This is a genomic window from Streptomyces sp. NPDC005303, from assembly GCF_040607335.1.
GTDB lineage: Bacteria > Actinomycetota > Actinomycetes > Streptomycetales > Streptomycetaceae > Streptomyces.
This window is the reverse complement of sequence record NZ_JBEXGM010000023.1, coordinates 76,612-94,364: the sequence shown is the minus strand read 5'-3', so window position 1 is coordinate 94,364 and position 17,753 is coordinate 76,612. Positions and strand designations below refer to the sequence as shown.

General features: G+C 71.7%; 17 protein-coding genes. 2 read left to right on the top strand and 15 right to left on the bottom strand.

Annotated features, from left to right (window positions below):
- Positions 1-394: 394 nt before the first annotated feature.
- From ABZT93_RS28170 to rpe, 7 genes are all read right to left on the bottom strand, one after another.
- Complete coding sequence (locus tag ABZT93_RS28170; protein WP_356109872.1) at positions 395-796, bottom strand: hypothetical protein; 402 nt, start codon at positions 794-796, stop codon at positions 395-397.
- Positions 797-811: 15 nt separating this feature from the next.
- Positions 812-1,327: a GNAT family N-acetyltransferase gene (locus ABZT93_RS28165; protein WP_356109869.1), complete on the bottom strand. Its 516-nt coding sequence runs from the start codon at positions 1,325-1,327 to the stop codon at positions 812-814.
- A 68-nt stretch (positions 1,328-1,395) separates the two neighbouring features.
- Positions 1,396-2,838, bottom strand: a complete 1,443-nt coding sequence (locus ABZT93_RS28160; RefSeq protein WP_356109933.1) for a GuaB1 family IMP dehydrogenase-related protein — start codon at positions 2,836-2,838, stop codon at positions 1,396-1,398.
- Between the two features lie 132 nt (positions 2,839-2,970).
- The gene (locus ABZT93_RS28155; protein ID WP_356109866.1) at positions 2,971-3,285 is read right to left on the bottom strand and encodes a barstar family protein; all 315 of its coding nucleotides are present in this window, start codon (positions 3,283-3,285) and stop codon (positions 2,971-2,973) included.
- Positions 3,282-3,650 (bottom strand): ribonuclease domain-containing protein, encoded by a 369-nt coding sequence (locus tag ABZT93_RS28150; RefSeq protein WP_356109863.1) that lies wholly within the window; start codon positions 3,648-3,650, stop codon positions 3,282-3,284. Before ABZT93_RS28150 ends, ABZT93_RS28155 begins: the two co-directional genes overlap by 4 nt.
- 40 nt (positions 3,651-3,690) lie before the next feature.
- Entirely contained in the window at positions 3,691-4,734 is a 1,044-nt protein-coding gene (locus ABZT93_RS28145) for a sugar-binding domain-containing protein (RefSeq protein ID WP_356109861.1), read from the bottom strand.
- A 78-nt stretch (positions 4,735-4,812) separates the two neighbouring features.
- Complete coding sequence (rpe, locus tag ABZT93_RS28140) at positions 4,813-5,499, bottom strand: ribulose-phosphate 3-epimerase (RefSeq protein ID WP_356109858.1); 687 nt, start codon at positions 5,497-5,499, stop codon at positions 4,813-4,815.
- A 158-nt stretch (positions 5,500-5,657) separates the two neighbouring features.
- Here rpe and ABZT93_RS28135 point away from each other — a divergent pair, with 158 nt between their 5' ends.
- Complete coding sequence (locus ABZT93_RS28135) at positions 5,658-7,814, top strand: MMPL family transporter (RefSeq protein ID WP_356109856.1); 2,157 nt, start codon at positions 5,658-5,660, stop codon at positions 7,812-7,814.
- A 1-nt stretch (position 7,815) separates the two neighbouring features.
- Here ABZT93_RS28135 and ABZT93_RS28130 read toward each other — a convergent pair whose 3' ends face one another.
- Together ABZT93_RS28130 and fmt are read right to left on the bottom strand one after the other, a co-directional pair.
- Complete coding sequence (locus tag ABZT93_RS28130) at positions 7,816-9,234, bottom strand: transcription antitermination factor NusB (RefSeq protein ID WP_356109854.1); 1,419 nt, start codon at positions 9,232-9,234, stop codon at positions 7,816-7,818.
- 125 nt (positions 9,235-9,359) lie between these two features.
- Positions 9,360-10,292: a methionyl-tRNA formyltransferase gene (fmt, locus tag ABZT93_RS28125; protein ID WP_356109852.1), complete on the bottom strand. Its 933-nt coding sequence runs from the start codon at positions 10,290-10,292 to the stop codon at positions 9,360-9,362.
- Positions 10,293-10,561: 269 nt separating this feature from the next.
- On the opposite strand from fmt, the gene ABZT93_RS28120 reads away from it, so the two are divergent.
- Positions 10,562-11,113, top strand: coding sequence for a hypothetical protein (locus ABZT93_RS28120; protein WP_356109850.1), 552 nt, complete (start codon positions 10,562-10,564; stop codon positions 11,111-11,113).
- Positions 11,114-11,325: 212 nt separating this feature from the next.
- Here ABZT93_RS28120 and ABZT93_RS28115 read toward each other — a convergent pair whose 3' ends face one another.
- From ABZT93_RS28115 to ABZT93_RS28090, 6 genes are all read right to left on the bottom strand, one after another.
- On the bottom strand, positions 11,326-13,488 hold the full coding sequence (locus ABZT93_RS28115) for a primosomal protein N' (protein WP_356109847.1): 2,163 nt from the start codon (positions 13,486-13,488) through the stop codon (positions 11,326-11,328).
- 127 nt (positions 13,489-13,615) lie between these two features.
- Complete coding sequence (gene metK, locus ABZT93_RS28110; RefSeq protein ID WP_356109845.1) at positions 13,616-14,824, bottom strand: methionine adenosyltransferase; 1,209 nt, start codon at positions 14,822-14,824, stop codon at positions 13,616-13,618.
- A gap of 240 nt (positions 14,825-15,064) precedes the next feature.
- Entirely contained in the window at positions 15,065-16,267 is a 1,203-nt protein-coding gene (gene coaBC, locus ABZT93_RS28105) for a bifunctional phosphopantothenoylcysteine decarboxylase/phosphopantothenate--cysteine ligase CoaBC (RefSeq protein WP_356109841.1), read from the bottom strand.
- A gap of 128 nt (positions 16,268-16,395) precedes the next feature.
- Complete coding sequence (gene rpoZ / locus ABZT93_RS28100; protein WP_003988945.1) at positions 16,396-16,668, bottom strand: DNA-directed RNA polymerase subunit omega; 273 nt, start codon at positions 16,666-16,668, stop codon at positions 16,396-16,398.
- Positions 16,669-16,733: 65 nt separating this feature from the next.
- On the bottom strand, positions 16,734-17,327 hold the full coding sequence (gene gmk / locus ABZT93_RS28095; RefSeq protein WP_356109838.1) for a guanylate kinase: 594 nt from the start codon (positions 17,325-17,327) through the stop codon (positions 16,734-16,736).
- Between the two features lie 59 nt (positions 17,328-17,386).
- Positions 17,387-17,710 (bottom strand): integration host factor, encoded by a 324-nt coding sequence (locus tag ABZT93_RS28090; RefSeq protein ID WP_003977346.1) that lies wholly within the window; start codon positions 17,708-17,710, stop codon positions 17,387-17,389.
- Between the last annotated feature and the right edge of the window lie 43 nt (positions 17,711-17,753).

The window sequence follows — 17,753 nt, the reverse complement described above, 5'->3', positions numbered from 1 at the left end:
ACCCCCGGCCTCGGCCGTGTCCCTCTCGCCGAACCCCACCTGCCCGGCCGTGCCTCAACCCGCGCCCGGGCGCCGACGCGCACGCCCCCACCAACCCCCCTCAGCCCTCCTCCGGCTCCCCGCCACCGCCCGCGCCTCGGCCGCGTCCCTCTCAGCCGTCCCCCCGGCTCCCCCGGCCTCGGCCGTGTCCCTCTCGCCGAACCCCACCTGCCCGGCCGTGCCTCAACCCGCGCCCGGGCGCCGACGCGCACGCCCCCACCAACCTCCCTCGGCCCCCCTCAACCGTCCCCCGGCCACGACCACGTCCCTCTCACCGAACCCCACCTGCCCGACCGTGCCGGGCCGCGACCCGGCCGTCGCGACGCCCGCCCCCGCCGGCCCCCTTGAGCCCTCCTCAGCCGTCCTCCGACTCCCCCGCCACCACCCGCATCACGACCACATCCCTCTCGACGAACCCCACCTGCCCGGGCCTGCCGTGGCCGGCCGCAGCATGGGTGTCGATCCAGCGTGTGTGGGCCTCCCACGCGGCCTGCTTGCTGGTGACCAGCGCGGCCCCGATCCGGGACCAGGAGGCACCGGTCTCGCGGGCCGCGCGCACGGTCAGCTGACGGCCGTAGAACGCCTTGCGGGCCACGACCTCGCTCAGCGCGAGGAGTTCGAGCAGTTCGGCCCGGTCGGGGGCGTCCGTGGCCCCGCCCCCGCAACCGCCCATCGACTCGCGCATGCGCAGCTCGTCGAGCCGGGAGACGGCGGTCAGCGGGGTGTACCGCGGCTCGATGCTCTCCTGTGTCGTCATGCCTTCACGCTCTCGTCAAGTGGGCTTGACGTCACGACGGCCTGGCGGGAGTTCCCTGACGAGGAACACACAGGCGTCGACGCACTCACGGGTCGTGCCGTCGTGGTCCTGGTACGAGTAGCGGTCCAGGTAGTCGGTCACCGGCCGGTAGCCGAGCCGTGCGTACAGGGCGGCCGCGCGCGGGTTGTCCTTGCCGACCCCCATGCCCACGGTCGTCAGACCCCGTGACCGGGCCAGTTCCTCGGCGGCCCGGATCAGCTCGGTGCCGATGCCCCGCGAGCGCAGTTCCTCCGGCCACACGGCGAGACCGCCGATCTCGGGACAGTCCAGGGTGATCTCGGGCGCCGCGCAGCCGACCCAGCGCAGCTCCGTGTGCCCGACGGGCCGTCCGTCCAGCCACGCGACGAGGTAGGTGCACTCCCCCGTCTCCTGCCGCGCGAACCGCCGGGCGTGGAACGACGTGGCTCCGGGCGAGTCCATGTACCGGTCGAGCAGCGCGACATCGCCGCTCCGGCAGACGGTGATCTCCATACGCCGACCGTACGGTCGGGAAACGCGAACGGCCCCCGATTTTCACCGGGGGCCGCGCGGAGCAGGACTCAACTCCAGCTGGCGTGCAGCGGCTTGCCCTCCGCGTAACCGGCCGCGCTCTGGATGCCCACGACCGACTTCTCGGCGAACTCCTCCAGAGAGCCCGCGCCGGCGTAGGTGCACGAGGAGCGGACACCCGCGATGATCGAGTCGATCAGGTCCTCGACACCGGGGCGGGCCGGGTCGAGGAACATCCGGGAGGTCGAGATGCCCTCCTCGAACAGCGCCTTGCGGGCCCGGTCGTACGCCGACTCCTCCGACGTGCGGTTGCGCACCGCCCGCGCGGACGCCATGCCGAAGGACTCCTTGTAGAGCCGTCCGCTCGCGTCCTGCTGGAGGTCGCCCGGCGACTCGTAGGTGCCCGCGAACCACGACCCGATCATCACGTTGGACGCTCCGGCGGCCAGCGCCATGGCGACATCGCGCGGGTGCCGGACGCCGCCGTCGGCCCACACGTGCTTGCCGTACTTCTTCGCCTCGGCCGCGCACTCCAGGACCGCCGAGAACTGCGGCCGGCCGACACCGGTCATCATGCGGGTGGTGCACATGGCGCCGGGACCCACACCGACCTTGATGATGTCCGCGCCGGCCTCGATCAGGTCCCGCACGCCCTCGGCGGCCACGATGTTGCCCGCCACGATCGGGACCTGCGGGTCGAGCGCCCGCACCGTCCTGATCGCGGTGATCATCGACTCCTGGTGGCCGTGCGCGGTGTCGATGACGAGCGTGTCGACGCCCGCGTCGAGCAGTTGCTTGGCCTTCTCCGCGAAGTCGCCGTTGATGCCCACGGCGGCCGCGATGCGCAGCCTGCCCTGCGCGTCGACGGCAGGCGTGTACAGCGTGGCGCGCAGGGCGCCCTTGCGGGTGAGGATGCCGGCGAGACGGCCGTCCCGGTCCACGGCGGGGGCGTAGCGCCGGTTGGCCGCGTCGAGCCGGTTGAAGGCCTCACGGGGGTCGATGTCCGCGTCGAGCAGCAGCAGATCGCGCGACATGACTTCGGCGAGCTGTGTGAAACGGTCGACCCCGGACAGGTCCTGGTCGGTGACGACACCGACGGGCCGGCCCTCCTCGTCGACGACCACCCCGGCGTTGTGCGCGCGCTTGGGCAGCAGGGCCAGCGCGTCGGCGACGGTCTGGTGCGGGGCCAGCACGATCGGGGTGTCCAGGACGTGGTGGCGGCTCTTCACCCAGGAGACGACCTCGGTGACGACCTCGATCGGGATGTCCTGCGGGATGACCACGAGGCCACCGCGCCGCGCCACGGTCTCGGCCATGCGGCGCCCGGCGATCGCGGTCATGTTGGCGACGACCAGCGGGATCGTGGTGCCCGTGCCGTCCGGGGAGCTGAGGTCCACCCCCTGCCGCGAGCCCACGGCGCTGCGGCTCGGGACCATGAAGACGTCGTCGTACGTCAGGTCGTACGGGGGCTGGATGTCGTTGAGGAAACGCACGTGCTGCACATCCCAGTCGATCAGAGGTGGCCCCCGGACAGGTCAGCCAGGGGGAAAGAGCACGTACTTCATTCTCCCACGCCGGGCCGGGCGTCACCCACGGGCGGAACGTCCAGACCGGCCGCGGGGGCCCTAGGACGAAGCTCCAAGGGCGAGCGCCACGGTGAGCGCGGACGCCTCGGAGAACACCTCGCGCGCGGTCGCCCACTCCTGCGGCCGCGCCTCGGCGTACCGGTTCCAGTGCCGTACGACCACCACCGTCTCCTCGCCGACGCCGACGCCGACGCCGTCCCCGGACCACAGGTCCGGGTCGGAGAGGACGTCGGCCAGCGCGTCCCAGTTGCGGCCGAACCAGTCCGGCAGCCGCAGGTCCCGGGCACAGCGGTCCATCAGGCCCGCCTTGTCGGTGACCCCGTCGAGGTCCAGCGTGACCACGCGTGCCGTCATCTCAGTACCGCCCTGAACGAGTCGTAGTGATCATCGGTGTAGTAGATCTCCCCGCCCTGCCCGGTGACGATCCGCCGGGCCCCGCGGTCGCGCGAGCCCGGAGTGGGGACGGTGTACTCGTGGTAGTAGCCACGCTGGTGCGCGGGCAGCAGCCGCTCGAAGTTCCCGAAGACCGAGCCGTCCTTGGCGTACGGGAACGGCCCGCCCCTGTCGATGAGTTCGAGGGTCCGCCGGGCCTCGGCGGGGAGCTGCGACTCCTGGACGGTGGCCGGGCCGCCGCCCCGCGACGGATCGGTGTCGGTGGCCGAACACCCCGTCAGGACCAGCACACACAGAAGCATTCGGGAGACGAACCGCAGCAGCATGCGTTCGATGCTGCCACGGCCGCCCCCTCATGACCCTCCGTCAGGGCCCGTCCGGGTCCGCCCTGTTGAGCGCCGGCTTCGGCGGCGTCCCCGCCGTCATCAGGTAGTCCGCGGCGGAGGTGTCGGTCACCAGGCTGGTGACGAGCCCGGACCGCAGCACCGCGTCGATCGCCGCCGCCTTGCGCTGCCCGCCCGCGATCGCGACGACCTCGGGGATCCGGCGGAGCTGGTCGGCCTTGACGGTGATGCACCGCTCGCCCAGGTCCCGCCCGACCCTGCGGCCCTCCGCGTCGAAGAGGTGCGCGGACATCTCGGCGGCCACGCCGAGCGAGGCGTAGTGGCCGCGCTCCTCGTCGCTGAGCATGTCGTGCACCGTCGAGATGCCCGGCTCCCAGGAACCGATGGAGACACAGGCGACCGTGACCTTGTCGAAGTACTCGAAGGCCCGGGCGATCCCGGTCTGGTGTCGCAGCGCCTGGGCGGTGGCCGCGTCCGGCAGCAGCATCGGCGCGTAGATGGGGTGGGCGTCCCCGCCGGACACCTGGGCGGCCCGCCGCACCGCCTCAACCGATCCGCGCTCGGCGGTCCCGGCGTCGTACACCCCCGTCAACTGCACCACCGTGCACGGTGGGAGCCGGTCGAGGGCGGCCGCCATGTGGATGGTGGAACGACCCCAGGCCAGGCCCAGGATGTCGCCCTCGTCGACCAGTTCGCCGAGCAGGTCGGCGGCCACTTCTCCCAGGTTCTCGGGGTCGGGCGAGTCCTGGGCCTCGGCCGGGGACTCGACCACGACGGCGTGCCTGAGGCCGTAGCGGGCGCGGAGCGCGTCGGAGCGCTCGGCGTCCAGTTCGGCCGGCACGCGGATCTCGATGCGTACGAGGTCCCGTTCGAGGGCGGTCTCCAGGACCCGGGCCACCTTGAAGCGGCTGACGCCGAACTCCTCCGCGATCTGGATCTTGGACTTGCCCTCGAGGTAGAAGCGGCGGGCCATGGCCGCCGCCTGCACCAGCTCAGCGGGTCCCATCCGCATGGCTGACCGGCCAGCCGACATACCCGACACGGCGATCTCCTCACTGCTGTTCACACTCTGGATTCGCCGTTCATCCTTGCAGATCCGGCGCACTTGATCAGCCCTGATGGGCGCCGTTCACGTTCCTGACGCTCAGTGGTCGCACGCCCACGAAGCCTTCGCGGTCGCCCCCTCTGCTTGGTTGCGCAATGCACGTACCGCCTCGGCCGGGTCGGACGCCCCGTACACCGCCGACCCTGCGACGAACACGTCGGCGCCCGCGTCCGCGCAGCGCTCGATGGTGGCGGCCGAGACCCCGCCGTCGACCTGGAGCCACAGCTCAAGCCCGTGCTTGCTGATCAACTCGCGGGTCCGGCGAATCTTGGGGAGCATGATGTCGAGGAACGCCTGTCCCCCGAAACCGGGCTCGACCGTCATGATCAGCAGCATGTCGAGCTCGGGGAGCAGGTCCTCGTACGGCTCGATGGGCGTCGCGGGCTTCAGTGCCATGGAGGCACGGGCGCCCTTGGCCCGGATCTCCCGGGCGAGCCGGACCGGAGCGGCGGCAGCCTCCACATGGAAGGTGACGGAGGAGGCCCCCGCCTCTACGTACTGGGGAGCCCAGCGATCGGGGGCCTCGATCATCAGATGGCAGTCCAGCGGAGTGTCCGTCGCACGGGCCAGGGATTCTACGACCGGCACACCGAGCGTGAGGTTCGGGACGAAATGGTTGTCCATGACGTCGACGTGGAGCCAGTCGGCTCCCTCGACCGCCCTGGCCTCGTCCGCGAGGCGGGCGAAGTCGGCGGACAGGATGCTGGGGTTGATCTGCGCGGCCATGCCCCAAGCGTATGCGCTGCGCCGTCCTCGGGCGGCGGGGACCCCGGGGCTGGCGGCTCACTGCGACTGCGGGTTGTATGTGGCTGGTCGCGCCCACGCGGCGAAGCCGCACATCGACCCACCCCGCGCCCCTCGGGGGCAATGGTGCGGAGGTCCCCATGACAAGCAAGCGCCGAATCGCCCATCTCGTCTGCGGACGCCGTGCCAAGTGGCTGGTGCTGGCGCTGTGGCTGGTGGTGCTGTTCCTGACGGCGCCCCTCGCCTCCAAGCTCACCGACGCCCAGGACAACGACGCGGCCTCCTGGCTGCCCGGCTCCGCGGAGTCGACCCAAGTCCTCCAGCTCTCCGAGGACTTCAGGCCGGAGCAGATCCCCGCGGTCGTCGTCTACGCGCGCGAGAGCGGCCTCACGCCGCAGGAGCGGGCCACGATCGCCAAGGACGCGGCCGAGATCAGGCGGCTCACGGCACACGGCATCCGCGGCGCGGAGACCCGGGGGCCCGTCTACGACCGGCCGAGCGACCCGCGCGCGGCCCAGATCCTCGTCCCGATCACCATGGACGAGAAGGGCTGGCAGGAGATCGCCCCCGCGGTGGACTCCCTGCGTGACGTCGTGGGCAAGGGCGGCGGCGGCCTCGCCGTGCACATCACCGGCCCCGGCGGCACCTCCGCGGACTTCTCCAAGGCCTTCGAGGGCATCGACTCGACGCTGCTGCTGTCCGCGATGGCGGTCGTCGTCGTCATGCTGCTCATCACCTTCCGCAGTCCCACCCTGCTCCTGGTTCCGCTGCTCTCCGTGGTCGCCGCGCTGTTCACCGCGCAGGCCCTCATCTACCTGCTCGCCCAGCACGCCGGCCTGACGGTCAACGGCCAGAGCGCTGGCATTCTGACCGTCCTCGTCTTCGGCGCGGGGACCGACTACGCCCTGCTGCTGGTGGCCCGTTACCGGGAGGAACTTCACCACCACGAGGACCGCCACGAGGCGATGGCCCTCGCCCTGCACCGCGCGGGTCCCGCGGTGCTCGCGTCCGGCGCGACCGTCGTCCTGAGCATGCTCGTGCTGCTGGCCGCCGAGATGAACTCGACCCGCGGTCTCGGCCCGGTCGCCGCGATCGGTGTCGCGGTCGCCCTGCTGGCGATGACGACGCTGTTCCCGGCCCTGCTGGTGATCTTCGGCCGGTGGATCTTCTGGCCCGCGATCCCGCACTTCGGCGCGCCCGACCGCATCGACAGCGGCATCTGGGCCCGCACGGGCCGCCGTATCGCCCGCCGTCCCCGCATGATCTGGGGTGTCACCGCCCTGATCCTCGCGGTCTGCTCGCTCGGCCTGCTCCAGCTGCGCGCCGAGGGCATCGGCAACGCGGACGCGTTCACCGGGAAGCCGGACTCGATCGTCGGCCAGGAGGTGTCCGCGAAGTACTTCCCGGCGGGCAGCGGTGATCCCCTGGTCGTCGTGAGCAACCAGGCCCAGGCACGACAGGTCGGCGAGGCGGTCGCGGGGACCCGGGGAGTCGTACCCACGTCCCTGGGCCTGCCGCCCGGCACGAAACCGTCGTACGAGGGCAAGGTCCTCTTCGAGGCGACGATGACCGCCCCGGCCGACAGCGAGGCCGCGAAACAGACGGTGGAACGGGTCCGCGACGCCGTCCACGCGGTTCCGGACGCCGACGCCCGGGTCGGCGGCGGTACGGCCGCCCTGCTGGACATGGACAGGGCGACCACGCACGACAACATACTGATCATCCCGCTGGTGCTGGCGGTCGTCCTGCTGATCCTGTGCGCCCTGCTGCGCGCCCTGATCGCCCCGTTGCTCCTGATCGGAACGGTGATCCTGTCCTTCACCGCGGCCCTGGGCATCAGCGCCCTGGCCTTCCGCCACCTGTTCGACTACGCGGGCGAGTCGACGGACTTCCCGCTGTTCGTCTTCGTCTTCCTGGTGGCCCTCGGCATCGACTACAACATCTTCCTGACCACCCGCATCCGCGAGGAGGCGGCCCACCGGGGCACCCGCCCGGGCGTGGTCACGGGACTCGCCGCGACCGGCGCGGTCATCACCTCCGCCGGCCTGGTCCTGGCCGGCACCTTCGCCGCCCTCGGCACCCTCCCCATGGTCGCCTTCGCGGAGATCGGCTTCGCGGTGGCGCTGGGGGTCCTCATCGACACGTTCATCGTCCGCTCGGTGCTGGTCACGTCCCTGTTCCTGGACGTGGGTCCAAAGGTCTGGTGGCCGCACAGCCTGGCCACGGAGCAGGTGGCCGACTCAGGGGCACGGGGAACTGCGCGACCAGCCGAGACGGCGCGGCAGACACACGACTAGCTCACCCCGTCCTACGGATGACCGCCAGATACATCGCGTCGGTCCCATGCACATGCGGCCACAACTGAACGTCCGGCCCCTCCCCCAGCTCCGGCACACCGGGAAACAACGGCCGCGCATCGACGAGCTCGGCAGCGGGCCACTGCTTGAGCACGTCCTCCACGACGGCCCGCGTCTCCGCGAGGTGGGGCGAACAAGTGGCGTACCCGACCACCCCGCCCACCCTGACGGAGTCCAACGCGGTGCTCAACAACCCCCGCTGCAACGGCCCGAACCCCTCCAGATCCTCGGGCCGCCGCCGCCACCGGGCCTCCGGTCGCCGCCGCAACGCCCCGAGCCCCGTGCACGGCACATCCATCAGTACCCGGTCGAAGCTCCCCGGCTGCCACGGCGGCCTGGTCCCGTCCGCGGCGATGACCTGGTACGGCCCGGGATTCCCGGCGAGCGCCTTGGCCACCAACCCGGCCCGGTGCGGCTGCTTCTCCGAGGCGAGCAGCATGGCGCCCCGCTCGGCGGCGAGCGCGGCGAGCAGCGCGGCCTTGCCTCCGGGTCCCGCGCACCCGTCGAGCCACTTCTCGTCCCGCCCGTCGAGGGGCGCGTTCGCGAGGGCCAGCGCGACGAGCTGACTGCCCTCGTCCTGCACCCCGGCTCGCCCTTCCCGTACGGCGTCGACGGCCCCGGGCTCACCGCCCTCGGCCAGCCGTACGGCATAGGGCGACCAGCGCCCCGCCACGGCGGAGTCCCCGCGCAGCAGTTCCTCGGTGGTGGCGCGCCCGGGCCGGGCGACGAGGGTCACCTCGGGCCGTTCGTTGTCGGCCTCCAGCAGCCGCTCGATGCCGGCCCGGCCGCCGCCGAGGGAGTCCCACAGCGCGGAGACCACCCAGCGAGGGTGGGAGTGGACGACGGCGAGATGGTCCTCGGGGTCGTCGTCGTAGGGCGGAGCGACCTTCGCGATCCACCCGTCGAGGTCGTCCTGCGCGATCTTCCGCAGCACGGCGTTGACGAACTTGGCCCGTCCGTCCCCGAGCACGACCCGCGCGAGCTCGACAGAGGCGGAGACGGCGGCGTGCGTCGGGATGCGTGTCCCGAGGAGCTGATGCGCCCCGAGGCTCAGCACGTCGAGCACCGGCGGATCGACCTCGCGCAGCGGCCGGTCGACACACTCGGCGATGATCGCGTCGTACGTGCCCTGCCGCCGCAGTGTCCCGTACACGAGCTCGGTTGCCAGCGCCGCGTCCCGCGCCTCGAAACCACCCTTCTCCCGCGCCTTCCGCAACAGCGGCGGCAGGACGAGGTTGGCGTACGCGTCCCGCTCGTCCACGGCCCGCAGCGCCTCGAAGGCGAGGAAGCGGACGGGGTCCTTCTGGGGCCGACGGTAGGGCTTGCCGGGTTTCTGGGGCCGACGGGGCTGGTCGCTCACGAAAAAGGTGCTCCGGGTTCAAGGTCTGATGACGCCCCAAGCGTACTTCCGCCGGGAGCCGGGTGACCCCGGAGCACCCCTGTCACCGGCCGCAGGGCAGCCCCCGGCCGCTCACGCCCAGCGCGTCACCCGCCGACGGTCTCGCCGTCCGAGATCCTGACACCCCGCGCCCAGTCCGCGGCCCTCATCGGCTTCTTCCCCTGGGCCTGCACCCACAGCAGTTCCACGGCGTACGACCCGGTTCCGACGTGGACGCTGTTCTTCCCGACGGAGAGCGCGCCGGGGGCGAGTTCCGTACGGTCGGGAACCGGCTGAACCTGGATCAGCTTGAGCCGCTCGCCGCGGAAGGTCGTCCAGGCGCCGGGTGAGGGGTGGCACCCCCGCACGACCCGGTCCACCCGCAGCGCGGGCGCGGACCAGTCGACCCGCGCGTCCTCGACGGTGATCTTCGGGGCGACGGTGATGCCCTCGGAGGGCTGCGGTACGGCCTTCAGCGTGCCGTCCGCGATGCCGTCCATGGTCGCTGCGAGCAGCCCCGCACCGGCGAAGGCGAGCCGGGTCAGCAGGTCACCGCTGGTGTCGGTGTGCCGGATCTCCTCGGTGACGGTGCCGTAGACCGGCCCGGAGTCCAGCCCCTCCTCGATGAGGAAGGTCGAAGCGCCCGTGAGCTCGTCCCCCGCCATGATGGAGTGCTGCACAGGAGCGGCCCCACGCCAGGCCGGCAGCAGCGAGAAGTGCAGGTTGACCCAGCCGTGCGCGGGGATGTCGAGGGCGACACGGGGCAGGAGGGCGCCGTAGGCGACGACCGGACAGCAGTCCGGGGCGATCTCGCGAAGCCGGTCGAGGAACTCCGGATCCCGCGGCTTGACGGGCTTCAGCACCTCGATCCCCGCCTCCACGGCCCGCTCCGCGACCGGACTCGCGACCAGCCTGCGCCCCCGCCCGGCCGGCGCGTCCGGTCGCGTGACGACGGCGGCGACCTCATGCCGCCCGGAGGCGAGGAGAGCGTCCAGGGCGGGAACGGCGACCTCGGGGGTACCGGCGAAGACGAGCTTCATGGGTGGGCAGGGCCTCTCGGACGGGTGACGACGGGCAACACACAAGTCTATGGCGGGGCACACAGCCGCCGCACGGCCGGAGAGGGCCCACAGCCGAGGCCCGCCCTCCTGGCCAAGGCGCGAACCCCCCGCCCCCGGCGCACGCATATGCCGGTACGCCCCCAGTGCGTGACCAGCGGAGCGTAAACGCGTTGGTCAAGAAAGAGTTGACCACAACGGGCCGCGATCGCGGCCCCATCCTTTTCAACGCCGGTTCGAGAGGCTTGTTCATGGCCGACCACGCAACCCACGACGCCCAGGCTCGGGCCAGCCTGCACTTGCTGGTGCGGGACATCGAGCGGGTCCGCCGGCAGGTGGACGCACTGCGCACCCTGACCGCCCAGTTGGGCAACGTCTACCGCCCGCGCCGCTCCGGTCCCTCCACGGGCTTCGTCGTCTACGGACGCGCTCCCGCTCCCACGGTCCGTCTTGCGCAGGAACTGCGGGACAGCGTCGAGACCCTGGTGACGGCCGCGGTCGACTTCGACCGCTCGCTCGGCTTCTCATGGGACGCGGTGGGTTCCGCCTTGGGCGTCACCAAGCAGGCGGTCCACCGCCGTTACGGCGCCCGCCGCGCCGCGGCCCAGGCGACAGCCGACGCCGAGCGCGCCACGGAGTCGTCGGGAACCCGCACGGTCAGCGTCAACACCGGTATCCCCACGGTGCCGGCGGTCCCCACGGTCCCCGCGGCCCGTTCCATGCCGACCCAGCCCACCGCGGGCAGCCCCGCCCTCAGGGACGAGGCAAGGCCCACGGCCTTCCCCGGCCCCCGCAACGGCTGACCCGACCTCCCTCTCTGCCCTCCCACCCCACGACCGGGAGGGCAGACGCATGTCCGCACACACCTGACCGGCGCCCAGGGCACTTCGCAGCTGTCTGTGCAGTGACGCATGGCCGCACACACCCCGGACCCGCGCCCGCGGCACTTCGCGGCTGTACCTGCAGTGACGCGTGTCCGGCACCCCTCTCACAGCCGTCCCCCCGACCAGACCCGTCACCCAATGTCAGGCGGATCGATCCGCACCCACACCGCCCCCTCACCGCCGCTCCCTCCACCCCGCGCCATCCGCGAAGCCTGCGCGGCCTTGAGCGAAGCCGCCAACGCGGCTCCCCGCCCCGGCGGAACCCGCACCAGCACCCGCTCCCACCGCTCCCCGACCGGGGGCGCCCCCACCCGCCGAGGTCCCGCAGCCCCCGTCACCGGCAACGGCACGGGCCCCAACAGCTCGGCCTCAGCAGGTAGTTCCGCGGCCGCCAAGAACTCGGCGAGCGCCTCCCCGGTCCCCGACACCGCGGCCATGCGCGACACGGGCGGGAACCCCAACTCGGCCCGCTCGCCCAGCTCCCGCACCGCATGTCCCACCGGGTCCCAGCGCACCAGTGCCTGCACAGGTCGCAGCGTGGGCTCGGCGACCACCACCACGGTGCCCCCGGCTTCCTGCGCCCGCACCAGCGCCGACGCCCCGATCCACCGCCGCAGCGCATCCTCCCCGGCCCGCAGATCCGGCCGCCCGAGCATGGCCCACCCGTCCAGCAACAGCGCCGCCGCGTACCCGCCCTCGGCGACCGGCTCCGCCCCCGGCGTGCTCACGACCAGCGCCGGCGCCCCCGGCACGGTGTCCAGCACATGCTCACGCCCGGACGTCCGTACCGGAACCGCCGGAAAGGCCCGTCCCAACTCCTCCGCGGTACGCCGGGCTCCCACCACCTGCGCCCGCAACCGGAACCCTCCGCACTCCGGACAGTGCCAGGACCCCTCCTCGCGCCCGCACCACCCGCAGCGCAGCGCCGCCCCGGACTCCTGCCCCTCCAGAGGACCGGCACAGTGCCGACACCGCGCGGGTGCCCGGCAGTTGGCGCAGGCCATTCGCGGCACGTACCCCCGCCGGGGCACCTGCACGAGCACCGGTCCGTGCCGCAAGCCCTCTCTGACGGCCTGCCAGGCGAGCGTGGGCAACCGGGCCGCCCGCGCCGCCTCGTCCCGCGCGAGATCCTGGTCCCCGACGGTCCGCACCAGCGGAGCGACCGACCGCACCTGCTCCCGCGAGGCCACGAGCGGCCGGGCCCACCCGCTCTCCACGAGCTGCGCGGCCTCCACCGTGCAGCTCCAACCACCCAGCAGGAAACCGCACTTGTCCAGTGCGGCCCGCAACAGCAACACCTCGCGCGCATGTGGCTGCGGGGCATGCGGCTCACTGTGGCTGTCGTCGCCGTCGTCCCAGAGTGCGACGAGTCCCAGGTCCCGCACGGGGGCGAACATGGCGGCCCGCGTCCCGACCACGGCTCGTACGGCTCCCCGTCGCACGGCCAGCCACTCCCGATACCGCTTCTCCGGACCGGCGTCGGCGGTCAGGACCGCGTGCCGCCCCTCCCCCAGCACCGAGGTCAGCGCGGTGTCGACGCGCGCGACCGCTCGCCCGTCCGGCACGACGACGAGAGCCCCTCGCCCCGAGGCCAGGGTGGCGGCGACGGCCCGCGCCAGCTCGTCACTCCACTCCGGCCCGGGCAGGGCGTTCCACACCGCGCGCGGTGCGCCCCCCGAGGCCAGCGACTCCAGAAACGCGCTCCCCCGCTCGTAACGCCCCCAGGTTCCCGGCTCCGGCGCGGCGGGCGGCGGCAGCGGTTCCGGCGAAGGCCGCTGCTCGGCACGAGCGCTACGGGGCGGCACGGCGAGCTGGAGCACATCGGCGAGACTGCCCGCGTACCGGTCGGCGACGGCCCGCGCGAGCCCCAGAAGCTCCTCGCCGAGCACCGGCTCGGGCGAGACGACCTGGGCGAGCGCCGCCAGCGGTCCGGAGTAGTCCGACTCCGCGAGCCGCTCGACAAGAAAGCCGTCGATCAGCCCCCCGCCCTCGCGCCGCCCGTCCCGGACCCGGCCGCGCCCGGCCCCGAACCGCACCCGCACTCGCACCCCCGGCTGTGCGTCCGCGTCGAGTTCCTCGGGCACGGCATAGTCGAAGTACCGGTCGAGATGCAGGACCCCCTTGTCGACCAGCACGCGCGCGACCGGCAACTCCTTGGCCAGCGCGGCCCCCCGCCAGGTCCGCGGCTTGGCCCTTGGCACCTTGGCCTTCCGCACACTCTCCCGAATGAGCGCAAGCTGCTCGGGCTGCGCTCCCTCGGCGCCACCGTCCACCGACCCGTTCTCGCTGCTCACAGCATCATTGGTACCAGACCCCACTGACAGACGGTCGTGCTGTCCTCGATGACGGTGGGCCGGGTGCCGGACAAGCCTGAGGCCCGGCCCCCAGGAGGGGGCCGGGCCTCGACGGGTCGGGGCGGACCTACAGGCCCGCGGCCTTGCGCAGGGCGTCCACGCGGTCCGTCTTCTCCCACGTGAACTCCGGGAGCTCGCGGCCGAAGTGGCCGTACGCCGCCGTGAGGGAGTAGATCGGGCGCAGCAGGTCGAGGTCGCGGATGATGGCGGCCGGGCGGAGGTCGAAGACCTCGTCGATCGCCTTCTCGATCTTGTCTGTGTCGATCTTCGCGGTGCCGAAGGTCTCGACGAACAGGCCCACCGGCTCGGCCTTGCCGATCGCGTACGCCACCTGGACCTCACACCGGGACGCCAGACCCGCGGCGACCACGTTCTTGGCGACCCAGCGCATCGCGTACGCCGCCGAACGGTCCACCTTGGACGGGTCCTTGCCGGAGAAGGCACCGCCGCCGTGGCGGGCCATGCCGCCGTAGGTGTCGATGATGATCTTGCGGCCGGTCAGGCCCGCGTCACCCATCGGACCGCCGATCTCGAAGCGGCCGGTCGGGTTGACCAGGAGGCGGTAGTTCTCCGTTTCCAGCTTGATGCCCTCGTCCAGGAGCGCCTTCAGCTCCGGCTCCACGACGAACTCGCGGATGTCGGGGGCCAGCAGGGACTCCAGGTCGATGTCGGAGGCGTGCTGCGAGGAGACCACGACCGTGTCGAGGCGGACGGCCTTGTCGCCGTCGTACTCGATGGTGACCTGCGTCTTGCCGTCCGGACGCAGGTAGGGGATGGTGCCGTTCTTGCGGACCTCGGACAGGCGCTTGGCCAGCCGGTGCGCCAGGAAGATCGGCAGCGGCATCAGGGTGGGGGTCTCGTCCGTCGCGTAACCGAACATCAGACCCTGGTCGCCCGCGCCCTGGCGGTCCAGCTCGTCCTCGTCGCCCTCGACCCGGTTCTCGTACGCCGTGTCGACGCCCTGCGCGATGTCCGGGGACTGCGCGCCGATCGACACCGAGACACCGCAGGAGGCGCCGTCGAAGCCCTTCTTCGAGGAGTCGTAACCGATCTCCAGGATCTTGTCGCGCACCAGCTGGGCGATCGGCGCGTAGGTCTTGGTCGTGACCTCACCGGCCACATGCACCAGACCGGTCGTGATCAGGGTCTCGACGGCGACCCGGGAGGCCGGGTCCTCCTTGAGGAGCGCGTCGAGGATGGTGTCACTGATCTGGTCAGCGATCTTGTCGGGGTGGCCCTCGGTGACGGACTCCGAGGTGAACAGACGACGGGACACAACGCTCCCTGGGGTTGCAGCGGCTGCTGGCTGATCATTGGCGGACGGGCTCGGGGGCTGCGCCCGGCATCATCCGAGAACAGTTTATCGGTCGTGCTCTGCCACTGGCCCCTCTGTCTCGCCTCTCGGGAGCGCTGTGACCTGCGGCACGGGCATTGTGCCCAATTCGGAGTGGACTTGGCCAGGGGCGCCACACCTTGGCGGCAGAGGTTCCTGGGGACCGGGACGCGAATGAAACATTCAACGCAGACGCTGTGCCACCAGGTCCCAGACGGTTTCGGCCAGGAACTCCTTCGGGCCGTGCGGCACCGGAGTCTCGCTGCCGTCGGCGCCCAGCACCACCGCCTCGTTCTCCTCCGACCCGAAGGTCTTGCGTTCGCCCACCTCATTGACGACGAGGAGGTCGCAGCCCTTGCGCTGCAGCTTCGTACGGCCGTTGGCCAGCACGTCGTCGGTCTCGGCGGCGAATCCGACGATCACCTGGCCGGGGCGAGCGCGCTCGGCCGAGATCTCGGCGAGAATGTCCGGATTCCGCACCAGGACGATGGGCTCGGGGTCCTGGCCGTCCTTCTTCTTGATCTTTCCGGCCGCGTACGTCTGGGGCCTGAAGTCCGCGACCGCCGCCGCCATGACGACCGCGTCGGCGTCGGCCGCCGCCTTCAGGACCGCCTCGCGCAGCTGCACGGCCGTCCCGACGGGCACGACGTCCACGCCGGCCGGGTCCGGCATTCCGGTGTTCGCCGCGACCAGCGTGACCCGGGCGCCGCGCGCGGCCGCGGTGCGGGCGAGGGCGTAGCCCTGCTTGCCGGAGGAGCGGTTGCCGAGGAAGCGGACCGGGTCGAGGGGCTCGCGGGTACCGCCGGCGCTGACGACGACATGCCGGCCCTTGAGGTCGGGCTCGGTGACACCGCGGGCCAGCACACGGCGGCAGACCTCGAAGATCTCGGCGGGTTCCGGCAGCCGGCCCTTGCCGGTGTCGACGCCGGTCAGACGGCCGACGGCCGGTTCGATCACGAGGGCGCCGCGGCGGCGCAGGGTCGCCACGTTCTCCTGGGTGGCCGGGTGCTCCCACATCTCGGTGTGCATGGCGGGGGCGAAGACGACCGGGCAGCGGGCCGTCAGGAGGGTGTTGGTGAGCAGGTCGTCCGCCAGGCCGTGCGCCGCCTTGGCGAGCATGTCGGCGGTGGCCGGGGCCACGACCACGAGGTCGGCGTGCTGCCCGATGCGGACGTGCGGGACCTCCTGAACGTCGTCCCAGACCTCGGTCGAGACCGGATGGCCGGACAGGGCGGACCAGGTGGCGGCGCCCACGAAGTGCAGCGCGGACGCGGTGGGGACGACACGGACGTCGTGGCCGGACTCCGTGAGCCTTCTCAGCAGCTCGCAGGCCTTGTACGCGGCGATGCCGCCGCTGACCCCCAGCACGACCTTCGGCTTGTCCACCGTCTCTCCCCGGCTCGGCAACGTACGAGTGCGACGTACGGGTCCATCACACACCACAGGCCCGACAGTCGCGCTGCCGGGCCTGTGGATAAGTCAGCGAAAAGCTGAAAGTACTACTGCAACCCCTACTACTGCGCCGGGCCCTCGACGGCCTCGGACGTCAGCAGACCCGCGTTGATCTCGCGGAGGGCGATCGAGAGCGGCTTCTCGTGGACGTGGGTGTCCACCAGCGGACCGACGTACTCAAGCAGACCCTCGCCGAGCTGCGAGTAGTACGCGTTGATCTGGCGGGCCCGCTTGGCCGCGTAGATCACGAGGCTGTACTTCGAGTCAGTGGCCTCGAGGAGCTCGTCGATCGGCGGGTTGATGATGCCCTCGGGCGCGGAGATGGAAGAGGACACGCTCTACCTTCCGATGGATGGGAAAGAATCAGTGCGAATGATCAAGCCTCGATGAACAGGCACGATCACACAACATCCATCAAGGCTAGCAGCTCGCGAGCCACGTCCTCGACGGAGGTGTTGACCAAGGTCACATCGAACTCGGGTTCTGCCGCCAGTTCGATCTTCGCCGCCTCCAGGCGGCGTTCGATCACCTCGGGCGGCTCGGTGCCACGTCCGGTGAGTCTGCGCACCAGCTCCTCCCAGGAGGGAGGGGCCAGGAACACCAGCTGGGCGTCCGCCATGGACTCACGGACCTGCCGGGCACCCTGGAGGTCGATCTCCAGGAGGACGGGCTCGCCCGCCTCCAGCCGCTCCAGCACGGCCGCACGCGGCGTGCCGTAGCGGTTGCCGGCGAACTCCGCCCACTCCAGCAGCTCGCCGTTGGCGATCAGCTTGTCCATCTCCTCGTCGGTGACGAAGAAGTAGTGGACGCCGGGCTTCTCGCCGGGGCGGGGCCTACGGGTCGTCGCCGACACCGAGAGCCAGACCTCGGGGTGTTCCTTGCGCATATGGGCGACGACCGTGCTCTTGCCGACCCCTGAGGGGCCGGAGAGCACGGTCAGCCGCGGACGTACGTCCGGGGGCTCGGGGGTCGTCCCCCGGAATGTTGCAGCCATGCAGCGATTATTCCAGTAATCCCGGAGTGCCCGGGACTCCCTGTCCGGAGTGACCCGGTTCAGGAACCGGTGCTGCCGAACTCACGCTCCAGCGAAGCGATCTGGTTGGAGCCGAGGCCGCGCACACGACGGCTCTCGGAGATACCGAGTCGCTCCATGATCTGCTTGGCGCGGACCTTGCCCACGCCCGGCAGGGACTCGAGCAGGGCGGAGACCTTCATCTTGCCGATGACGTCGTTCTCCTGGCCCTGCTTGATGACCTCATGCAGGGAGGCGCCGGAGTGCTTGAGTCGATTCTTGACCTCGGCCCGCTCCCGGCGAGCCGCGGCGGCCTTTTCGAGCGCGGCTGCGCGCTGTTCAGGGGTAAGGGGCGGAAGAGCCACGCCTACGTCACCTCGGATGTCGAACTGTCGGATACGGACCGGT